Annotated in this window: 13 protein-coding genes and 3 tRNA genes; 6 read left to right on the top strand and 10 right to left on the bottom strand. The window is 46.5% G+C overall.

What is annotated here, in order from left to right; all coding sequences use genetic code 11:
* Positions 1-152 precede the first annotated feature (152 nt).
* The 3 genes from Q8L79_RS08760 to Q8L79_RS08770 all read right to left on the bottom strand — a co-directional run bounded on the left by Q8L79_RS08760 (position 153) and on the right by Q8L79_RS08770 (position 3,848).
* Positions 153-836 (bottom strand): metallophosphoesterase, encoded by a 684-nt coding sequence (locus Q8L79_RS08760; protein WP_305270113.1) that lies wholly within the window; start codon positions 834-836, stop codon positions 153-155.
* A 433-nt stretch (positions 837-1,269) separates the two neighbouring features.
* Complete coding sequence (locus Q8L79_RS08765; protein WP_305270115.1) at positions 1,270-3,417, bottom strand: FAD-dependent oxidoreductase; 2,148 nt, start codon at positions 3,415-3,417, stop codon at positions 1,270-1,272.
* A gap of 164 nt (positions 3,418-3,581) precedes the next feature.
* Positions 3,582-3,848, bottom strand: coding sequence for a hypothetical protein (locus tag Q8L79_RS08770; RefSeq protein WP_305270117.1), 267 nt, complete (start codon positions 3,846-3,848; stop codon positions 3,582-3,584).
* Positions 3,849-4,113: 265 nt separating this feature from the next.
* On the opposite strand from Q8L79_RS08770, the gene Q8L79_RS08775 reads away from it, so the two are divergent.
* From Q8L79_RS08775 to Q8L79_RS08785, 3 genes are all read left to right on the top strand, one after another.
* On the top strand, positions 4,114-4,623 hold the full coding sequence (locus tag Q8L79_RS08775) for a histidine phosphatase family protein (protein WP_305270119.1): 510 nt from the start codon (positions 4,114-4,116) through the stop codon (positions 4,621-4,623).
* 21 nt (positions 4,624-4,644) lie between these two features.
* Positions 4,645-5,598, top strand: a complete 954-nt coding sequence (gene corA, locus Q8L79_RS08780) for a magnesium/cobalt transporter CorA (protein WP_305270121.1) — start codon at positions 4,645-4,647, stop codon at positions 5,596-5,598.
* A gap of 199 nt (positions 5,599-5,797) precedes the next feature.
* Positions 5,798-6,847: a GGDEF domain-containing protein gene (locus Q8L79_RS08785; protein WP_305270123.1), complete on the top strand. Its 1,050-nt coding sequence runs from the start codon at positions 5,798-5,800 to the stop codon at positions 6,845-6,847.
* Positions 6,848-7,077: 230 nt separating this feature from the next.
* On the opposite strand, the gene Q8L79_RS08790 is transcribed toward Q8L79_RS08785, so the two are convergent.
* Positions 7,078-8,691 (bottom strand): alkaline phosphatase, encoded by a 1,614-nt coding sequence (locus tag Q8L79_RS08790; protein ID WP_305270125.1) that lies wholly within the window; start codon positions 8,689-8,691, stop codon positions 7,078-7,080.
* A 207-nt stretch (positions 8,692-8,898) separates the two neighbouring features.
* On the opposite strand from Q8L79_RS08790, the gene Q8L79_RS08795 reads away from it, so the two are divergent.
* The gene (locus tag Q8L79_RS08795; RefSeq protein ID WP_305270126.1) at positions 8,899-9,915 is read left to right on the top strand and encodes an RHS repeat protein; all 1,017 of its coding nucleotides are present in this window, start codon (positions 8,899-8,901) and stop codon (positions 9,913-9,915) included.
* A 152-nt stretch (positions 9,916-10,067) separates the two neighbouring features.
* Here the strand turns inward: Q8L79_RS08795 and dmeF are convergent, their stop codons facing one another.
* The 6 genes from dmeF to Q8L79_RS08825 all read right to left on the bottom strand — a co-directional run bounded on the left by dmeF (position 10,068) and on the right by Q8L79_RS08825 (position 13,438).
* Positions 10,068-11,009, bottom strand: coding sequence for a CDF family Co(II)/Ni(II) efflux transporter DmeF (gene dmeF / locus Q8L79_RS08800; protein ID WP_305270128.1), 942 nt, complete (start codon positions 11,007-11,009; stop codon positions 10,068-10,070).
* Between the two features lie 142 nt (positions 11,010-11,151).
* Positions 11,152-11,227 (bottom strand) — tRNA-Glu (locus Q8L79_RS08805).
* A 118-nt stretch (positions 11,228-11,345) separates the two neighbouring features.
* Positions 11,346-11,421, bottom strand: a tRNA-Glu gene (locus Q8L79_RS08810).
* Positions 11,422-11,443: 22 nt separating this feature from the next.
* Positions 11,444-11,519: transfer RNA gene (locus Q8L79_RS08815), tRNA-Ala, on the bottom strand.
* 47 nt (positions 11,520-11,566) lie between these two features.
* Positions 11,567-12,970, bottom strand: a complete 1,404-nt coding sequence (gene gltX, locus Q8L79_RS08820) for a glutamate--tRNA ligase (RefSeq protein ID WP_305270130.1) — start codon at positions 12,968-12,970, stop codon at positions 11,567-11,569.
* A 6-nt stretch (positions 12,971-12,976) separates the two neighbouring features.
* On the bottom strand, positions 12,977-13,438 hold the full coding sequence (locus Q8L79_RS08825; RefSeq protein ID WP_305270132.1) for a tetratricopeptide repeat protein: 462 nt from the start codon (positions 13,436-13,438) through the stop codon (positions 12,977-12,979).
* 335 nt (positions 13,439-13,773) lie between these two features.
* Between Q8L79_RS08825 and Q8L79_RS08830 the strand changes: the two genes are divergently transcribed.
* Positions 13,774-14,961 (top strand): OmpA family protein, encoded by a 1,188-nt coding sequence (locus Q8L79_RS08830; RefSeq protein ID WP_305270134.1) that lies wholly within the window; start codon positions 13,774-13,776, stop codon positions 14,959-14,961.
* 200 nt (positions 14,962-15,161) lie between these two features.
* Complete coding sequence (locus tag Q8L79_RS08835) at positions 15,162-15,692, top strand: SRPBCC family protein (protein WP_305270136.1); 531 nt, start codon at positions 15,162-15,164, stop codon at positions 15,690-15,692.
* Positions 15,693-15,709: the final 17 nt, after the last annotated feature.

A 15,709-nucleotide genomic window follows, 5' to 3' on the forward strand; every position in this document is an offset into this window, starting at 1 on the left:
TATCCTAAAGCGGGAATAAACAAATACAAAAAATCAAAAGATTATCACCACGAAGACACGAAGTTTTATTTCTTCGTGTCTTCGTGGTGAATAAAAAAACCTTTAATCGCATATTTACCAGCGTTCCGTGCTTAATCTAATTTGATAGTGATTTAACATCCATCCCTTAACGTATTACCCACCAAATCGCTAACAGCCCTGTTCGCCACGCCGACTACCCTGATATTGTTTTTAACAATGCCAATATAATTTTCGTGCAAATGGCCATGAAAGATATTTTTCACTCCCATCGCGGCAGCCAGTTCACCAATCACATCAAACCCATGCCGATGAGATCCCGGCGCTTCATGGGTCACCAAAATATCCGCTTTCAGCGCCTTTAATGCCTCAAACTCATCATGCCAAATCGCCCCCTTGTATTTTAATGACAGGGCTGTATGCCTTAGATTGATAGGTTGATTATGCAGATAATGCTGTTTGTCCCGCCATTTAGGCTGCTGCGGCGGATACCAGACCCGGCCAAGAAAAATACCGCCTAAACCGGCAATTCTTAATCCCGCTACTTCCGTCACTTTCAAGTGTAAACCGTTATCAGCCAGAGCCGAATGAAACAGATTTTTATATTTGCATGGCGTTTCAAAATCATGATTACCCGCAATCCACCAGATTTGGGTTAAACCGATAATTTCCTGCAAACAACTTTCCAATGGCATTTCCAGGTCGTAATCTCCGAGCAAAACAACGGCTTCGGGTTTATATTCATGTACTGCCGCTATCAGTGGTCTGAAATCTCCATGCGGATCGCCTGCAAATAAAATCTTGTTCTTTGGGTTCAAATTGTTACTCCTGTTAATTGGAACCTGTCACTAATGCTGAAAATAACAACGTTCTATTTTCGTTGCTCCGCGCGGGCTTAAAATTTCTCTCGATTATAGACAAAAGTCGCGTTGATTAATATCAAGCTGTTAAATGTAGAGTGAGCTGATAAACATAAAACAAAGAAGGCACCAGGAACACGAAGTTTTTTATCATTCTCATGGCGGAGCGACGCTACCATTCGGTAAGCGCTGTAGGAACGGGCCATGCCCGTGACGAAAGAGCTACAACTCTGCAAGCGCAGCCCAAATATCGCGGGTACGGCCCGCTCCTACAGTGTCATTACTAACCAGCGAACGGAGAGGGAGTGATGCGATTTACTTTTTCTTGGTATCTTTCGTGGCGAATAAATTCGCTTGCATTTTATTGATTGAATCTACCGACATTTCGGCGTCACCCTCTGCGCCAATCGTGATAACGGGCGACGCACCACAACAAGCCTTTCGGGGTATGGTTACGCTTCCAGACTCCGGCTACATATTTATTGGCCTCGGATAAGGTTGGATAAATATGAATTGTACCGAGCAACTTATTCAGGCCGATATTGTGCTTCATTGCCAGCACGAACTCGGCGATCAAATCGCCAGCCTGTTCGCCAACAATGGTCACGCCGAGAATCCGGTCTTTTCCCGGCGAAGTTAATACTTTAACGAAGCCGTGCGCCACCCCGTCTGCAATAGCCCGATCAAGATCGTTAATATGATAAGTACTGACTTCACAGGCAATACCCTTTGCTAAGGCATCCTGCTCATTAAGGCCGACCCGCGCAACTTCAGGATCGGTAAAGGTAGCCCATGGAATCACCGAGTAATCGGTACGGAATTTTATCAAACTGCCGAACAGCGCATTCACCGCCGCATACCACGCTTGATGGGCAGCAACATGAGTAAACTGAAACGGGCCGGATACATCGCCGCAGGCAAAAATGTTCGGGTAATTGGTCTGTTGAAATTCATTAATTTCAATGGTGCGGCCGGGCGAGGTTTCAACACCCAGCTGTTCAAGGCCATACCCTTGGGTATTGGCAACCCGGCCGATAGCCAACAGTATCTGATCGAAGGGAATATGCAGCTCTTTACCATCATGCTCGACAAGCAGGATTTTTTCATCATTTTCGATAATAAATTTTTTGGCAGTATGCCCAACCAGTACATTAATACCTTCCAGGCGGAACTTATCCATGACGGCTTCCGAGACTTCGGCGTCTTCCCTGACTAGTAAGCGCGGTAACATTTCGACTTGGGTCACCTGACTGCCTAAACGGGCAAAACATTGAGCCAATTCGCAACCGATAGGCCCGCCGCCAAGTACGACCAGCCGCTTGGGCAGGTCGCGCAACGCCCAAACGGTATCGGAGGTAAGATAGCCGATGTCCTCAATGCCGGGAATCGGCGGCACAAACGGACGCGAACCGGCGGCAACAACGATGGAGCGCGTGGTGATAATGCGGGTTGCTCCGGCTGTTGTCACCTGAACTTCCCAAGGTGAAATGATCTTTGCTTCGCCTTCGATAACGTCCACACCAAGGTCTGTGTAACGTTGCACGGAATCATGCGGCTCAACGGTAAGAATAACCGTCTGCACCCGGTTCATGATGTCGGCAAAATCCACTTCGGCACCGGCTTTTTTGATACCGAAATCGGCGGATCGGCGCATCTGGGCCAGCAACCTGGAGGATCGGATTAAGGCTTTAGACGGAACGCAGCCGGTGTTCAGGCAATCGCCGCCCATTTTATGTTTTTCAATCAAGGTGACTTTGGCTTTGACGGCAGCCGCGATATAAGCGGTGACCAAGCCGCCCGACCCTGCACCTATCACCACGATATTACTATCAAAGCGCGACGGTTTAATCCATTGTGCATAAACTTTATTGGCCTTAATGGCTTCGACGATTTTATGGGTCAGCAACGGAAAAATGCCCAATAAGGCAAAAGAGCCGATCAATCCGGGAGACAAAATATCCGACAATGAATCCAGCTTACCCAGCTGAGTTCCTGCATTCACATAAACCAACGTACCGGCCAGCATGCCGATCTGACTGACCCAATAAAAAGTTTGGGTTTTCAGGTTTGTTAAGCCCATAGCCAGGTTGATAACAAAGAAAGGGAAAATCGGCACCAATCTCAACGTAAAAAGATACAGCGCGCCATCTTTGTCTACACCTTTATTGATAATATCCAGACGATCGCCGAAACGGGCTTTAACCGCATCCCGAAACAAAAAACGGGCCGCCAGAAAAGCCAGTGTGGCGCCGATGGTCGAGGCAAACGAGACAATCAACGTGCCCCACAGCAAACCGAACACAGCACCGCCGGCCAAAGTCAGGACTGCAGCCCCCGGCAATGATAAACCGGTCACTGCGATATAGATCAGCGCGTAAACAGCCATTGCCGCACCGGGATGGTTACTGCGATAAGTGTCGATAGACGCTTGCTGCGCCTTGAGTGTTTCCAGTGTTAAATAGTTTTGCAGACCAAAAATAAAAAACGCCGCGATCAGGGCGGTGATGGCGGCCAGTAGTACCCAACGTGAAATATTCATAATATTCTCCTTGCTGAAAGCATGTTAGCAGGAATTTCCCATAGCCCTGTTTTATTAGCAGCCAAAATAAACTATGAGTTTGATGCCCCGCCCTCTCATTAACCCAGAGAATACAAGAAAGTGTATAAGCTTATGATTTTCTATGCGCTGATAAAAGATAAAGTCTAATGAGTCAAACGCTTGGCAATTCTGTGGTAGGTATCTTTAAGTTCTTCACCGACTATTTTGGCATTGGCTATAAACTCTTCGGAAGTTTCCACCGACTCATCCCCTATTTCTGCGGCTTTGACTTTTAATCGACTCCATTCTTTTTCGGCTTCTTCAAATTCTTGTCTGGCTTCCATGGAAGCCAGATGCAGTTTTAAATTGATTTCATCGCGTTCTGTTTGTAATTTTTTTAATACACTTTCAAAATCTTCTTTTATTGACATCACACACCTCAGTTTTATCGCTCATTGATTAACTTGAAAATCAGTTGATATTGCATAACCATCTCTAGGATAGAGAAGTCAACCTCTTCAATCAATAAGTAATACCACCAATCAGCCCTGACCACTAACACGCCGGATGCCTTGCATTTCCTAGGTTTCAGGTGTTTTTTTACTTTATGTTTTAATAGAATTGTAAAAATTAGCTGTTATAGTATTACAAGTATATACGTGTCGAAAAATAACCCTTCATTGACAAAAATATTTTATGACTCACGAACTTTTATTATTACGACATGCCAAGTCAGATTGGGCTGTTGATATGGATGATTTTTCCCGTCCCTTAAAAAAACGCGGTCGACGCGCGGCCAAACAAGTAGGACGTTGGCTGCGTGAGCAGCATTTGAAACCCGACATCATACTCAGCTCTCCGGCGACGCGCGCGCTGGAAACAGCGCAACGGGTTTGCCGACAGTTAGATATAGATGAGTCGGCTATCGTCTGTGACCTACGCATTTATGAAGCAGACGCATTAACGTTACTGACTGTATTAAAAACCGGCTGTCATGGACGGCGAGTGCTGTTGGTCGGACATAATCCCGGCTTGGAAGATTTATTATTAAAATTAATTCCCCATTCGGTTCCTTTATCGGCTAAAGGAAAATGCCTGCCTACCGCCGCTTTAGCCCGACTTGCTTTTGAAGGCGACTGGACAGAACTGGCAGAAGGCAGCGCTAAACTAGTCACGCTGATTCGCCCGGACAACGTGCCTGAATAATAAAACAACGGGGATACATTCATGTTAAGACTATTTACTATTGACCGGGGGCGGCTCAAAGAACAAACGCCGCCTGAAGATCAACTCAAACAGGCCATTGCTAAAGCTTCCTGGATCGATGCCCACGATGCCAGCGACAGCGAGCGTGCGCAACTGCAAACATTTTTACACACGGCACTGCCCGAATCCGATGATGTGGAGGAAATCGAGTCTTCGGCGCGTTACTTTACCGATAACACCGGCGTTCATGTACGCTCTTTGTTTCTTGCGCAAAGCGAGGGCCGGCACAGTACGGCGACCGTCGCTTTCATTCTGCAAAATGACCGCTTAATTACCTTGCGTGACGGCGCATTGGCGGATTTTCGCCTATTACGTATGCGTGCCCGGCACGGACAGATAGAAGCGCATTCACCGCAGGAATTGCTGGTGATTATGTTCGAGCAAAAAGTGGAAAATCTCGCCGATGCGCTGGAGGATATCCATCGCAAACTGGAAGATGTCAGTTATCTGGTGCTGGAAGAAATAGACTCGGATCTTGAAAATGCCATTGATCAACTGGCCAAACTGGAAGACAGCAACGGTAAGATTCGACTATGCCTGATGGATACGCAACGCTCCATCTCTTTTCTGCAACGGCATTTACGTAATCACCCCGAGTTGCAGGAAACGGCGCGGGAGATCATGCGCGACGTGGATACGTTGATGTCGCATACCACTTTCCTGTTCGATAAAATCAATTTCCTGATGGACTCGACCCAAGGCTTTATCAACATTACTCAAAACAAGATTATTAAAATTTTTTCCATTGCTGCCGTGGTATTCCTGCCTCCCACCTTGGTGGCCAGCATTTACGGTATGAACTTCCAACACATGCCGGAACTCAATTTACAACTGGGTTATCCCGGCGCACTGTGCTTAATGCTGCTGTCGGGGATTGCGCCTTATTGGTTTTTTAAACGAAAAGGCTGGCTATAAGTTATGGCGGTTAAGATAGCATGCCACTCGGGTATGCCGTTTTAACCCAATCGAAATAATTATCTGATCAACAGCAGGAGGCACTTACCCATTAACAACGCACCCACAGGGCTGTCGCACAGCAATTGTGTTAAGATAAAAAATTGATTTATCCTATTTATGTTCCACTGCCCAACATTATCAACCTGGAAAATTCGCCATGACCAAGGAACCTTTTTTTCGTCTCAATCAAGAACCTGACGCTCTGAGCGGTTTTACCCGCACCGTTGCGGAAATCCAGTGGTTACTGCTGGTATTGATGATGTTCTACCTGGTGGTAGGCCAAGTCGACGAAAATGTTAAAATTTTTTTATTAGGCGGCCTCTGCGCTTTCGCCGGCTTCGTCATGACATTCCATTACCTCAACTTTTTTGCCAAAGCCAACGTTTGGAAACTGGCTTTGGAAACCTGGGTCATGATCTTGTTAGTCACCTGGTTCGTTTGGCACACCGGACGCCAGGACAGCCTGTTGCTTAACTTGTACTTTCTGCCCATCATCACTAGCGCCCTGGCCTTGGGCAGGCTAACTACATTATTGGAAGTGGCATTAATCGGCGCTTGTTATCTGTATCTGGGCAAAAGCGATACGCCCACCGACGAGATATTTTCACTGACTCAAAGCAGCGTCCTGCTGGCTTGGCTGTTTCCTATGCTACTGGTGGGTTATGTCACCACCATGTTGTCCAGCGATATTTACCATGCTTTCAGCCGAATCAAAACCACCGCTCAAACCGATGAATTAACCAGTCTCTACAACCGCCGGGCATTCATGGATCTATTGGACAAACAATTGCAACAAGCTCGGCGCGGAGGAGCCACTTTCAGCTTATTACTGGGAGATTGCGATAACTTAAAAGTCGTCAATGACAAATACGGTCATGAAGCCGGCAACCTGCTATTGCAATCCATCGCCGATAATTTTCGCCACTGCTTAAGGGGCTGCGATTCCGCTGCCCGCTATGGAGGCGATGAATTCACCGTATTACTGCCGAACACCGCAGTAGAAGCGGCTGAACTGGTGACAAAGCGCATCAAAGATACATTGGTTGCAAGCAGTTTTAACTACCGCGGCAACGCAGTCACCACCAATATCAGTATCGGCATTGCCACCTATCCACAACACGGCGACACGGCGGAAGCATTGTTACGACATGCCGACCAAGCCATGTATATCAACAAGCGTGAAAGTAAAAATCAAGTTACTGAATAGTCGAAAGGTGCGCGATGCGCACCCTACCCCAAGCAAAACAATGCCTTAACCAATAGTTCAACAGCCCAGGTTACCAGCAAACCCAAAACAGACATGGCCAATGATACGGTCATTATATTGAGATTGTTCAATGCGAATTTGTTCATGGCGATTAACCCTTGATAAATGATTCAAGGGCTATTCTGAGCTGGCCACGTTAAAATTTGATGACACAGCAATAATGCGTTCATTTACCGCAAGGCATCAATCATCAACTGGCCCAACCGGGTTGGATGCAGAATTTTGGCAAAGGGCCGCATGGCTTGCTCCTCACCTTTTACAAAAACGAACACCGGCGTACTGGTATGGGTTCCGGTCGCCCAGACTACCTGCTGGCTGACGGCTACAGCCTGCGCCAACAAGTTTTCTCGATTTTCTTTTTGATACACAAAAAACGCGCCGTTGACTTCTATTTTAGGCACAGTTTTCTCGCCCAGCGAGATATGCCCTGCCCGGTAAAACGGATTGGCTTCTGTTGCCAGAATTTTTACCGATTGCGCTTCGGTAATCTTAAATTCCGTGTAACGGTTAACCAGTTCAGTGAGTTTTAACGGTGTTTGCTGATCTTTAGGCAGCTTATCAAACAAGCTGAAAATATCGTGATAACTCAGTTGTTGTGCATAAATTTTATCCAATACTTCGGGGTTGCCGAAATTAAAGTTGGGCTGGAATAATGTCCCGTCAGCAAATGCGGCTCCCGGCAGACTATACGGCTTGGGGATGTTCACACCGGAATAGCTAAAGCCGAAACCGCCTGTTTCATGATCGGCGGTCACTATAATCAATGTGTCCTGCCGGTTTTCCGCCCAATCCAGCACGGCATTCAAGGTGTCATTAAAACGCAGCATTTCATGTAGCAGCAGTCCGGTGTCATTGCGATGCGCGGCCCAATCGATTTGCCCGGATTCAATCATCAAGAAAAATCCCTGCTCGTTACGGTCAAGAATCTCCAGCGCCTGTACGGACATTTCTTTTAACGTCGGTTGAACATGCCGCGCATCGCCACGGTTTTGAGTTTCAACAATACCGTTTGCCATGCCTGACTCAGCAAACAAGCCCAACGTTTTACCGGTGGCTTGGTCCAGTTGCACCTTGTTAAACGCCAGCATGTAACCTTTTTGTTGCGCGACGGTTAACAGGTTTTTGGCGTCCTTGCGCGATGATTTAATCCCAACGCTATTGTCCGTCAACCGTACCAATTGTTGATGCAGCTCGGAATTTTTATCACCGGCCTGCTCGGGCAGCCAATAACTTAAACCGCCCGAGAACATCACATCGGCTCCAGTTGCCAGCAAATCTTCCGGAATGCTGTTTTCCTGGCTGCGGTGCGTCTGGTGTGCGGCAAAGGCGGCTGGGGTTGCATGCGTAATACGCGTATCTGAAACCAGGCCGGTTGATTTGCCCAGACGCCTGGCTTTTTCGATAATGTTTTCCTGAGGATTGCCGTCTTTATCCAGACCCAGCATTTCCGCACAGGCAAACTTTCCGGTTGCCAATTGCGTTGCGGATGCGGCAGAATCTGTCACCAGCGTGTCGCCGGTATAGGTCATGGAAATACCCAGCCGACCCTGTTCCATCATACGGTCTAACGAGGTAGTACGGTTGACGATAACGCCGCGCTGGGCCTGTCTGGCATAAGACAATAATAATCCGACTTGTTGCGGCCCCATACCATCGCCAATAATCATGATGATATTTTTGGCCTTCGCGGCAGCCTGAGGCTTAACGCTGGGCATGGTAGTGCAACTTAACAGCGCAGCGCTAATCAGGCAATAAGCGCACCCTTTTTGTATTGGTATTTTCATAACCATTCGTTTTTTTTAACCGGATTGCGTTTTATATCAAAAGAAAAAAATGAGGGATTCGAGCCACACCAGATCAACCGGGTAAGATTAGAAAGCCGCCGTTTTATCACAAATATGACTGATAATGCGCTAGCATTATTTTTCGCTTCATTGACCTTCAAGCTCCCTTACTGGATAATCGGAAAATTATAACCGGAAGATCATTTAATGAATAATACGATGAAGTTCGTTGTTTCTTATCCTCAAACTAACTGGGACTATGTAAAGTTTCGATTAAACAGAATAATTAAAGGTGCGGATCGCTCTAATGATGTCTTTAGCGGCTCTCCCGGAGGCAAAATTGAACTGTTTGAGCATAACGGCGAGCTGGGAGGCATTAAATCACTGGGCAGTTATCATCCGGTCAAACCTTTTGGCATGCAATATGTTGCCGGCGAAGGACTGTATTTTATTACCGGATTACCGTGTTGCAAGGACGGCGTTGCTGGTGACGAACATATTGCCAGACTCAATGATAAAGGCGAAATCGACCTGGAAATACGCAGCCCATTACTCACGCAGGTTCGCTCATTGCGTCGAACCGATAAGGGTTTATTGGTCACAGCCAGCGGCATCGATGCGTTATTGGAGTTTGATTTAGACGGCAATCTCATCTGGTCTTGGTGGGGCACAGAGCAGGGTTACGACCAAGCTCACGGTGGCGGTACGCGAGTAATCGATAAGCAACAGGATCACCGACTTAAAAATTATCCCGGCCGGTTACAAACGACTCATCTCAACTCCGCCATCGTCGATCCTTATGACCCGACAAAAATTCTGACTATTTTATTTTATCAAGGGATAGTCGTCAGAATTGACAGAGATACATTAAAGCATGAAATTGTAATCAGGGACTTAAACGGCGCCCACCACATTCGCCCTCATTCCATGGGTTATATGCTATCGAATTCGCGTAAAGGCGAAGTATTGTTGTTTGATAAAAACTTTATTCTTCAAAAAAGAGTTCCCGGCACAAGTCGTTATTACCCGGTCAAATGGGTACAAGATGCGATTGAAACACCTTTTGGCACGTATTTGATAGCTGATTGCAATTCTTTTAAATTGCGTGAACGCAATCAGGCAGGGAAAGAAAAAAGCTATAACACCCATATGCCTAACAGGATTTTTCAAATCGAACCGGTGGCAGACAGCTTTAGCTTTGCTTGCATGGATACCGGTAAGTAGCATGCGCGCGACGAGACTATAGTATGGATAGAATTCCCCTAATATCTCACCACCATATGACTTATGGCGCAGGTACGACCCCACGGACGGGGAGGTAGAACAACATCGGAGCAGTGACCGGGAAACTTAAGCTTTATCCAAAATAAATATTTTCAGTTTTGTTTGATACAGAAATCCCCAGCGCATCGATTTACCTCAACGGTAATATGGGACAGCTTGTTAACACCTCCGCGAAACTCCTTTAATAACTCCTTGTAATATTCCGGTGCTTGGGGATCATGCGACACTATAGAAATGATTATTGCAAAATGTCCGGGACTTACCCGCCAGATATGCAAGTCTGAAATACGATTGTCGGCGTCACTTTCTATTTTTTCCTTGATAGCCAATTTATATTTCAACGCGATGCTTTCATCCAGTAAAACCGGACTGGTCTCTCTCATCAAAGAATAGGACCATTGCACAATAATCAACGCACCAACAATGCCCATAACCGGATCCAACCAGCTCCAGCCATAATATTTGCCTAATACCAGCGCGATAATGGCCAGCACTGAAGTCAACGCATCGGCAAGAACATGCAGATATGCCGCTTTGAGATTATGATCATGACTGTGGCCATGAGCGTGATCATGGTCGTGGTGATCCTTAAGCAGAAGCGCGCAAATCAAATTAATAAACAGGCCGAAACCAGCAACGGCGATAGCCTCATTAAAATGAATTATATGCGGATGAACTATGCGCTGTCCCGACTCGATCAACATTATCAAGGCTACAACGCCCAACACAACAGAACTGGTATATCCCCCTAAAACACCCACTTTTCCAGAGCTAAACGCAAAGGTCTGGTCATGCGCATGAACGCGGGAATAGCGATAAGCAATGATGGCGATCATGAAAGCGGCAACATGCGTCCCCATATGCCAGCCATCGGCAAGCAGCGCCATCGATCCAAACAGAATGCCTGCCGCTATTTCCAGCAGCATAGTTAAAAAGGTAAGGACAAGAACCTGCTTGGTTCGCCGCTCCCCTTTCTTGCTAGTGACGGAGAAGTCGTGCTCGTGCTTCAGAAGGTTTAATGTACGCGTATGCATATAAGAAACAGCAATGATTGGGAAAATTCTATTTTATAGAATAATTACTGTTTTTGATAAAGATTATTCCGTCATACCTGACGCCAAAACAAAACTGACAGGCATAAAAAAGGGTTATCATTTCTGATAACCCTTTTATTAATGGCGTCCCCAGGGGGGTTCGAACCCCCGTTACCGCCGTGAAAGGGCGGTGTCCTAGGCCACTAGACGATGGGGACTAAAACTGGTTTAGTCAGCCTACACTTAACTGTAAATCATATTGCTGCTTTTTATGTCCTAAAAACTATAAAAAGACAACTTCGTAAAAAAAGGCCTATACATATAGGCCTTAATATATGGCGTCCCCAGGGGGGTTCGAACCCCCGTTACCGCCGTGAAAGGGCGGTGTCCTAGGCCACTAGACGATGGGGACTAGAACTGATTTACCAACTTTTTGGTGGAGCCAAGCGGGATCGAACCGCTGACCTCAACACTGCCAGTGTTGCGCTCTCCCAATTGAGCTATGGCCCCTAAGTTGAGAACCGGCATTGTACAGTAATTACTTATTCTGTCCAATATTAATTTAAGTTTTTTATATGATTTATGGCTCGCTGTATTCTGGCCAAGGTTTTTCCCTTGCCCAACAACGACAAGGTTATATCGATTGCCGGTGAAACCGCTGAGCCGCAAACTGCGACGCGCAAAGGCTGAGCTACTTTACCCAGACCCAGGCCCATGGCTTCGGCAAGATTCACCACAATCTGGTGCAGCGCCTCGCCCTGCCATTCTGTCACAGCTGCAAATTCATCACGCAACTGCGCCAAAACCTCGTCCGAACCTGGAGTGAAATTCTTTTTAGCCGCCTTTTCATCGTACACATCGAAATCCTTATAGAAATAAACGCTGGCAGCCGCTATTTCAACCAGTGTTTTGCAGCGTTCCCGTTGTGCCTTGACCATATCGACAAGACTGGGTCCTTCGGAAGGATCGATGCCCAGTTCGCCCATGTGCCAGCTTAAATGACGCGCCACATGAGCCGGATCGCTATTCATAATGTAATGATGATTCAGCCATAACAGCTTTTCGGTATTGAATGTAGATGCAGACACATTGACATTTTCCAACGCAAAATGCTCGACCATTTCATCAATCGAAAAAATCTCCTGATCCCCATGCGACCAACCCAGACGCACCAGATAATTCAACAAAGCATCAGGCAAGTAGCCGTCGTCACGAAACTGCATCACACTGACAGCACCGTGGCGCTTAGACAATCTGGCGCCATCAGACCCCAAAATCATCGGTAAATGCGCGTATTTGGGTAGTTCCGCACCCAAAGCCTTAAGAATATTCATCTGCCTTGGCGTGTTATTAATATGATCATCGCCGCGTATGACGTGCGTGACCTTCATATCCATATCGTCAACCACCACCGTCAAATTATAGGTAGGCGTGCCGTCTCCTCTGGCGATAATCAAATCATCCAGCTCTTTATTGGCAACAACAATATCGCCTTTAATCAAGTCGGGAATTGTTACTACGCCGTCAATCGGATTTTTAAAGCGGATGACCGCTTCCCGATCATTTTTAGGCCCCGCCAAATCCCTGCACTTGCCGTTATAGCGCGGCTTTTCCTTATTAGCCATTTGCTCGGTACGCAACTGTTCCAGCTCTTCTTTACTACAATAGCAATAATAGGCGTCGCCCTGATCCAGCAACTGCTGAATAATCTCCTTATACCGATCGAAATGATGGGTCTGATAAAAAGGCCCTTCATCATATTCCAGGCCTAACCAGGTCATACCTTCCAAAATGGCATCGACCGATTCCTGCGTGGATCGCTCCAGATCGGTATCTTCGATCCTTAAAATAAACTTTCCGCCATGCTTGCGCGCGTAAAGCCAGGAAAACAAGGCAGTGCGCGCGCCGCCTACATGCAGATAACCCGTTGGACTCGGGGCAAAACGTGTTTTTATACTCATTTGATATTATTTCGTTAGTAAGATTTTGTTAGCGTACTCTGTCGGGATTTGCTTGGAAGCGCTTAAACGCATCGCTTGATAATTAAAAGCCACCGCTCCCTTGGCGGCGGCATTTTTGCCTAAAATAGCCAGTGAAGGACCATGTCCTTGAGCTGCGGCTTTTTCGTACCATGCTGTCGCTATTTTAACATCGTTTTTCACACCCATGCCGCGGTCATACAATGCAGCCATGATCACTTCGGCTTCAATAAAGCCCTGATTTGCCGATTTTAGCATCCACTCCGCTGCTTTTTGCTCATCCGTTTCAACACCATTACGGCCTAATAAATACATCGCCCCCAGCTTGGCTTGAGCCTCTGCATTGCCTTGCATTGCAGACTGCCGAACATCATCCTGCGATGGCTGCTGCTGAGCTTGTACGCCGGGACAAAGCGACAACAAAAAAGCTAGAATAAATAATTTGGACATCAATGTAACTCCCTTTTACTTTAATTGAAAAGCCCGCATTATTTCATGCCGAGGGTTAAAGATAAATTATCCTCGGTACTATCGACCCATACCGTCATCAAAAATCAACTGTTGTTAAAAGTTAGCAAGCATTAACCGACATTCAGCTATAAGTTCTTCCGCTAGGTGTTAGCACTGATTTCATGAACAGCTTGTTTCTTATACCCTGTGGCTGTTACTACCGTCCCAACTGATTACTTTAGGCTTATCTATTCAAGACAATATTAGGATCAATGCCGATGGTTACTATATAACATTACGTCATCTTAAACGATTTGGTTACAAGGAGATATTTCATGAAAAAAGCACTTATCATTACAGCAGCTATTACAAGCGTCCTTATGTCGGGTTGCGCCTCGCAGCCGGTAAGCACTTTCGAAAGCTTTCATCCTCAAGACCTAAACAGCTTGGTCTCTTCAGGATACTATATACAAAAAGCCGATAACTTCTTTGTCATCAATGATTCTTCATCATCAATGGCAGAAAATTATCTGGGTACCGGCTACCCGGCTCAACCCTCCCCTACAAAATTATCCGTTGAAAAAGAAATCCTGAACAGGATAAACCTGACCATTCCCGATCTGAAGCTGACTTCCAGCATCCGCAGTTTCGGTTTCGGTCCTTGTCTGGACTGGAAATTCACCCGGCTTAACATGCCTCCGATCCTCCACTCAAAAGCACCTTTCGGTAGCGGCATAGATACACTGACTTGCGCAAGCGGCGGGACACCGATGGATAGCGGAATTGAAGAAACAACCGAAGACTTATCAGCCACGACGGGCAATATCGCTGTGCTGATCCTCAGCGATGGAGGGGTAGATAACGACCCTGTCCCAGCCGTTAAATCATTAAGACAACGGTATGGCGACAAACTATGCGTTTATACCGTCTGGGTAGGCAATGAACAGGACAAATACGGACAAAACCAATTAAGTCGACTTTCCGACTTTGGCGGTTGCGGCTTTGGCACCACTGCCGAACGGATTTCCAGCACCGACGGCATGACTAAATTTGTGCAAAGCATATTCTTAAAAGCCGGCACGCCGCCGGTTGCCGACTGCTCAACCCAAGATGATGATGCCGACGGCGTCAATAATTGCAATGATAAATGCCTTAATACCTTAAAAGGAGCCCACGTTAACGCATTCGGCTGCTGGATTGTCGATATTAAGTTCGACAACGACAAAAGCAACATTAAACCTCAGTATTACCGTGAACTCGACAATGCCGTTACCGTCATCCAACAAAATCCCGGTGTAAACATTGAAGTACAAGGCCACACCAGCAGCACCGGCACAGTAAATTACAACCAGAGATTATCAGAGCGCAGGGCACTGGCCGTTAAAAACTATTTACATCGCAATATCCAAAACGGCGGAACATTGACTGCCCGTGGATACGGTTTAACCCAACCTATCGACACCAATGAGACCGAAGAAGGTCGCTCCAACAACCGCAGAGTGCAACTGGAAGTGCTTAAATAAACTTTATCTGATACTGTTCAACCGGAAACGCTTAAGTCATCAGGCGTTTCCAAATACAAACAAGGGCGGGCGCCATTAACCCGCCCTTTTTATTGCCGACTTAAAAAAGAAAATTTCCCTGCCATTATCAGGAAAATCACTCAATACCTTTTGCCCGGATTTATGAATAATAAGCCATTTTAATTAATGGCATTAATGACATGACCCGTTTACCTTACCTGTTACTGAGTTTCCTGTTATTCCCCGTGACCTCTCTGGCTCACGGACCCACTCCGCAAAAAGCCAAAGAAAGCATCACTATTAATGCCCCTGTCGATGAGGTCTGGAATGCAATCAAGCAATTTGACGCCATTGCAAACTGGCACCCTGATGTCAAAGCCAGTTCAGGCGATGGAAAAAACGCCTCCGACGGCACCAGAACCGTTACCCTGCAAAATGACGGACAACTGGTAGAGAGTCTGGATTTTTACAGCGATAAAGATCATGAATACAATTACCGTCTTAAAACCGAAAACGTAACGGCATTTCCGGTCGGCTCATACACCACCAACCTCCAGGTAACAGCCGGAACTGATACGAATACCAGCGTGGTTACGCTAAAAAGCCGTTTCTACCGTGGCGATAGCGGCAATACCCCGCCTGAAAGCTTGAATGATGCAGCGGCAGTTAAAGCGATGAATGCGTTCTTTAAAAACGGTTTGATGGGACTAAAGCAAAAGCTGGAAAAATAAAGATATTATAGGCAAAA

This window comes from Methylobacter sp., assembly GCF_030680395.1.
In the GTDB taxonomy this organism is placed as follows: Bacteria; Pseudomonadota; Gammaproteobacteria; order Methylococcales; family Methylomonadaceae; genus Methylobacter_A.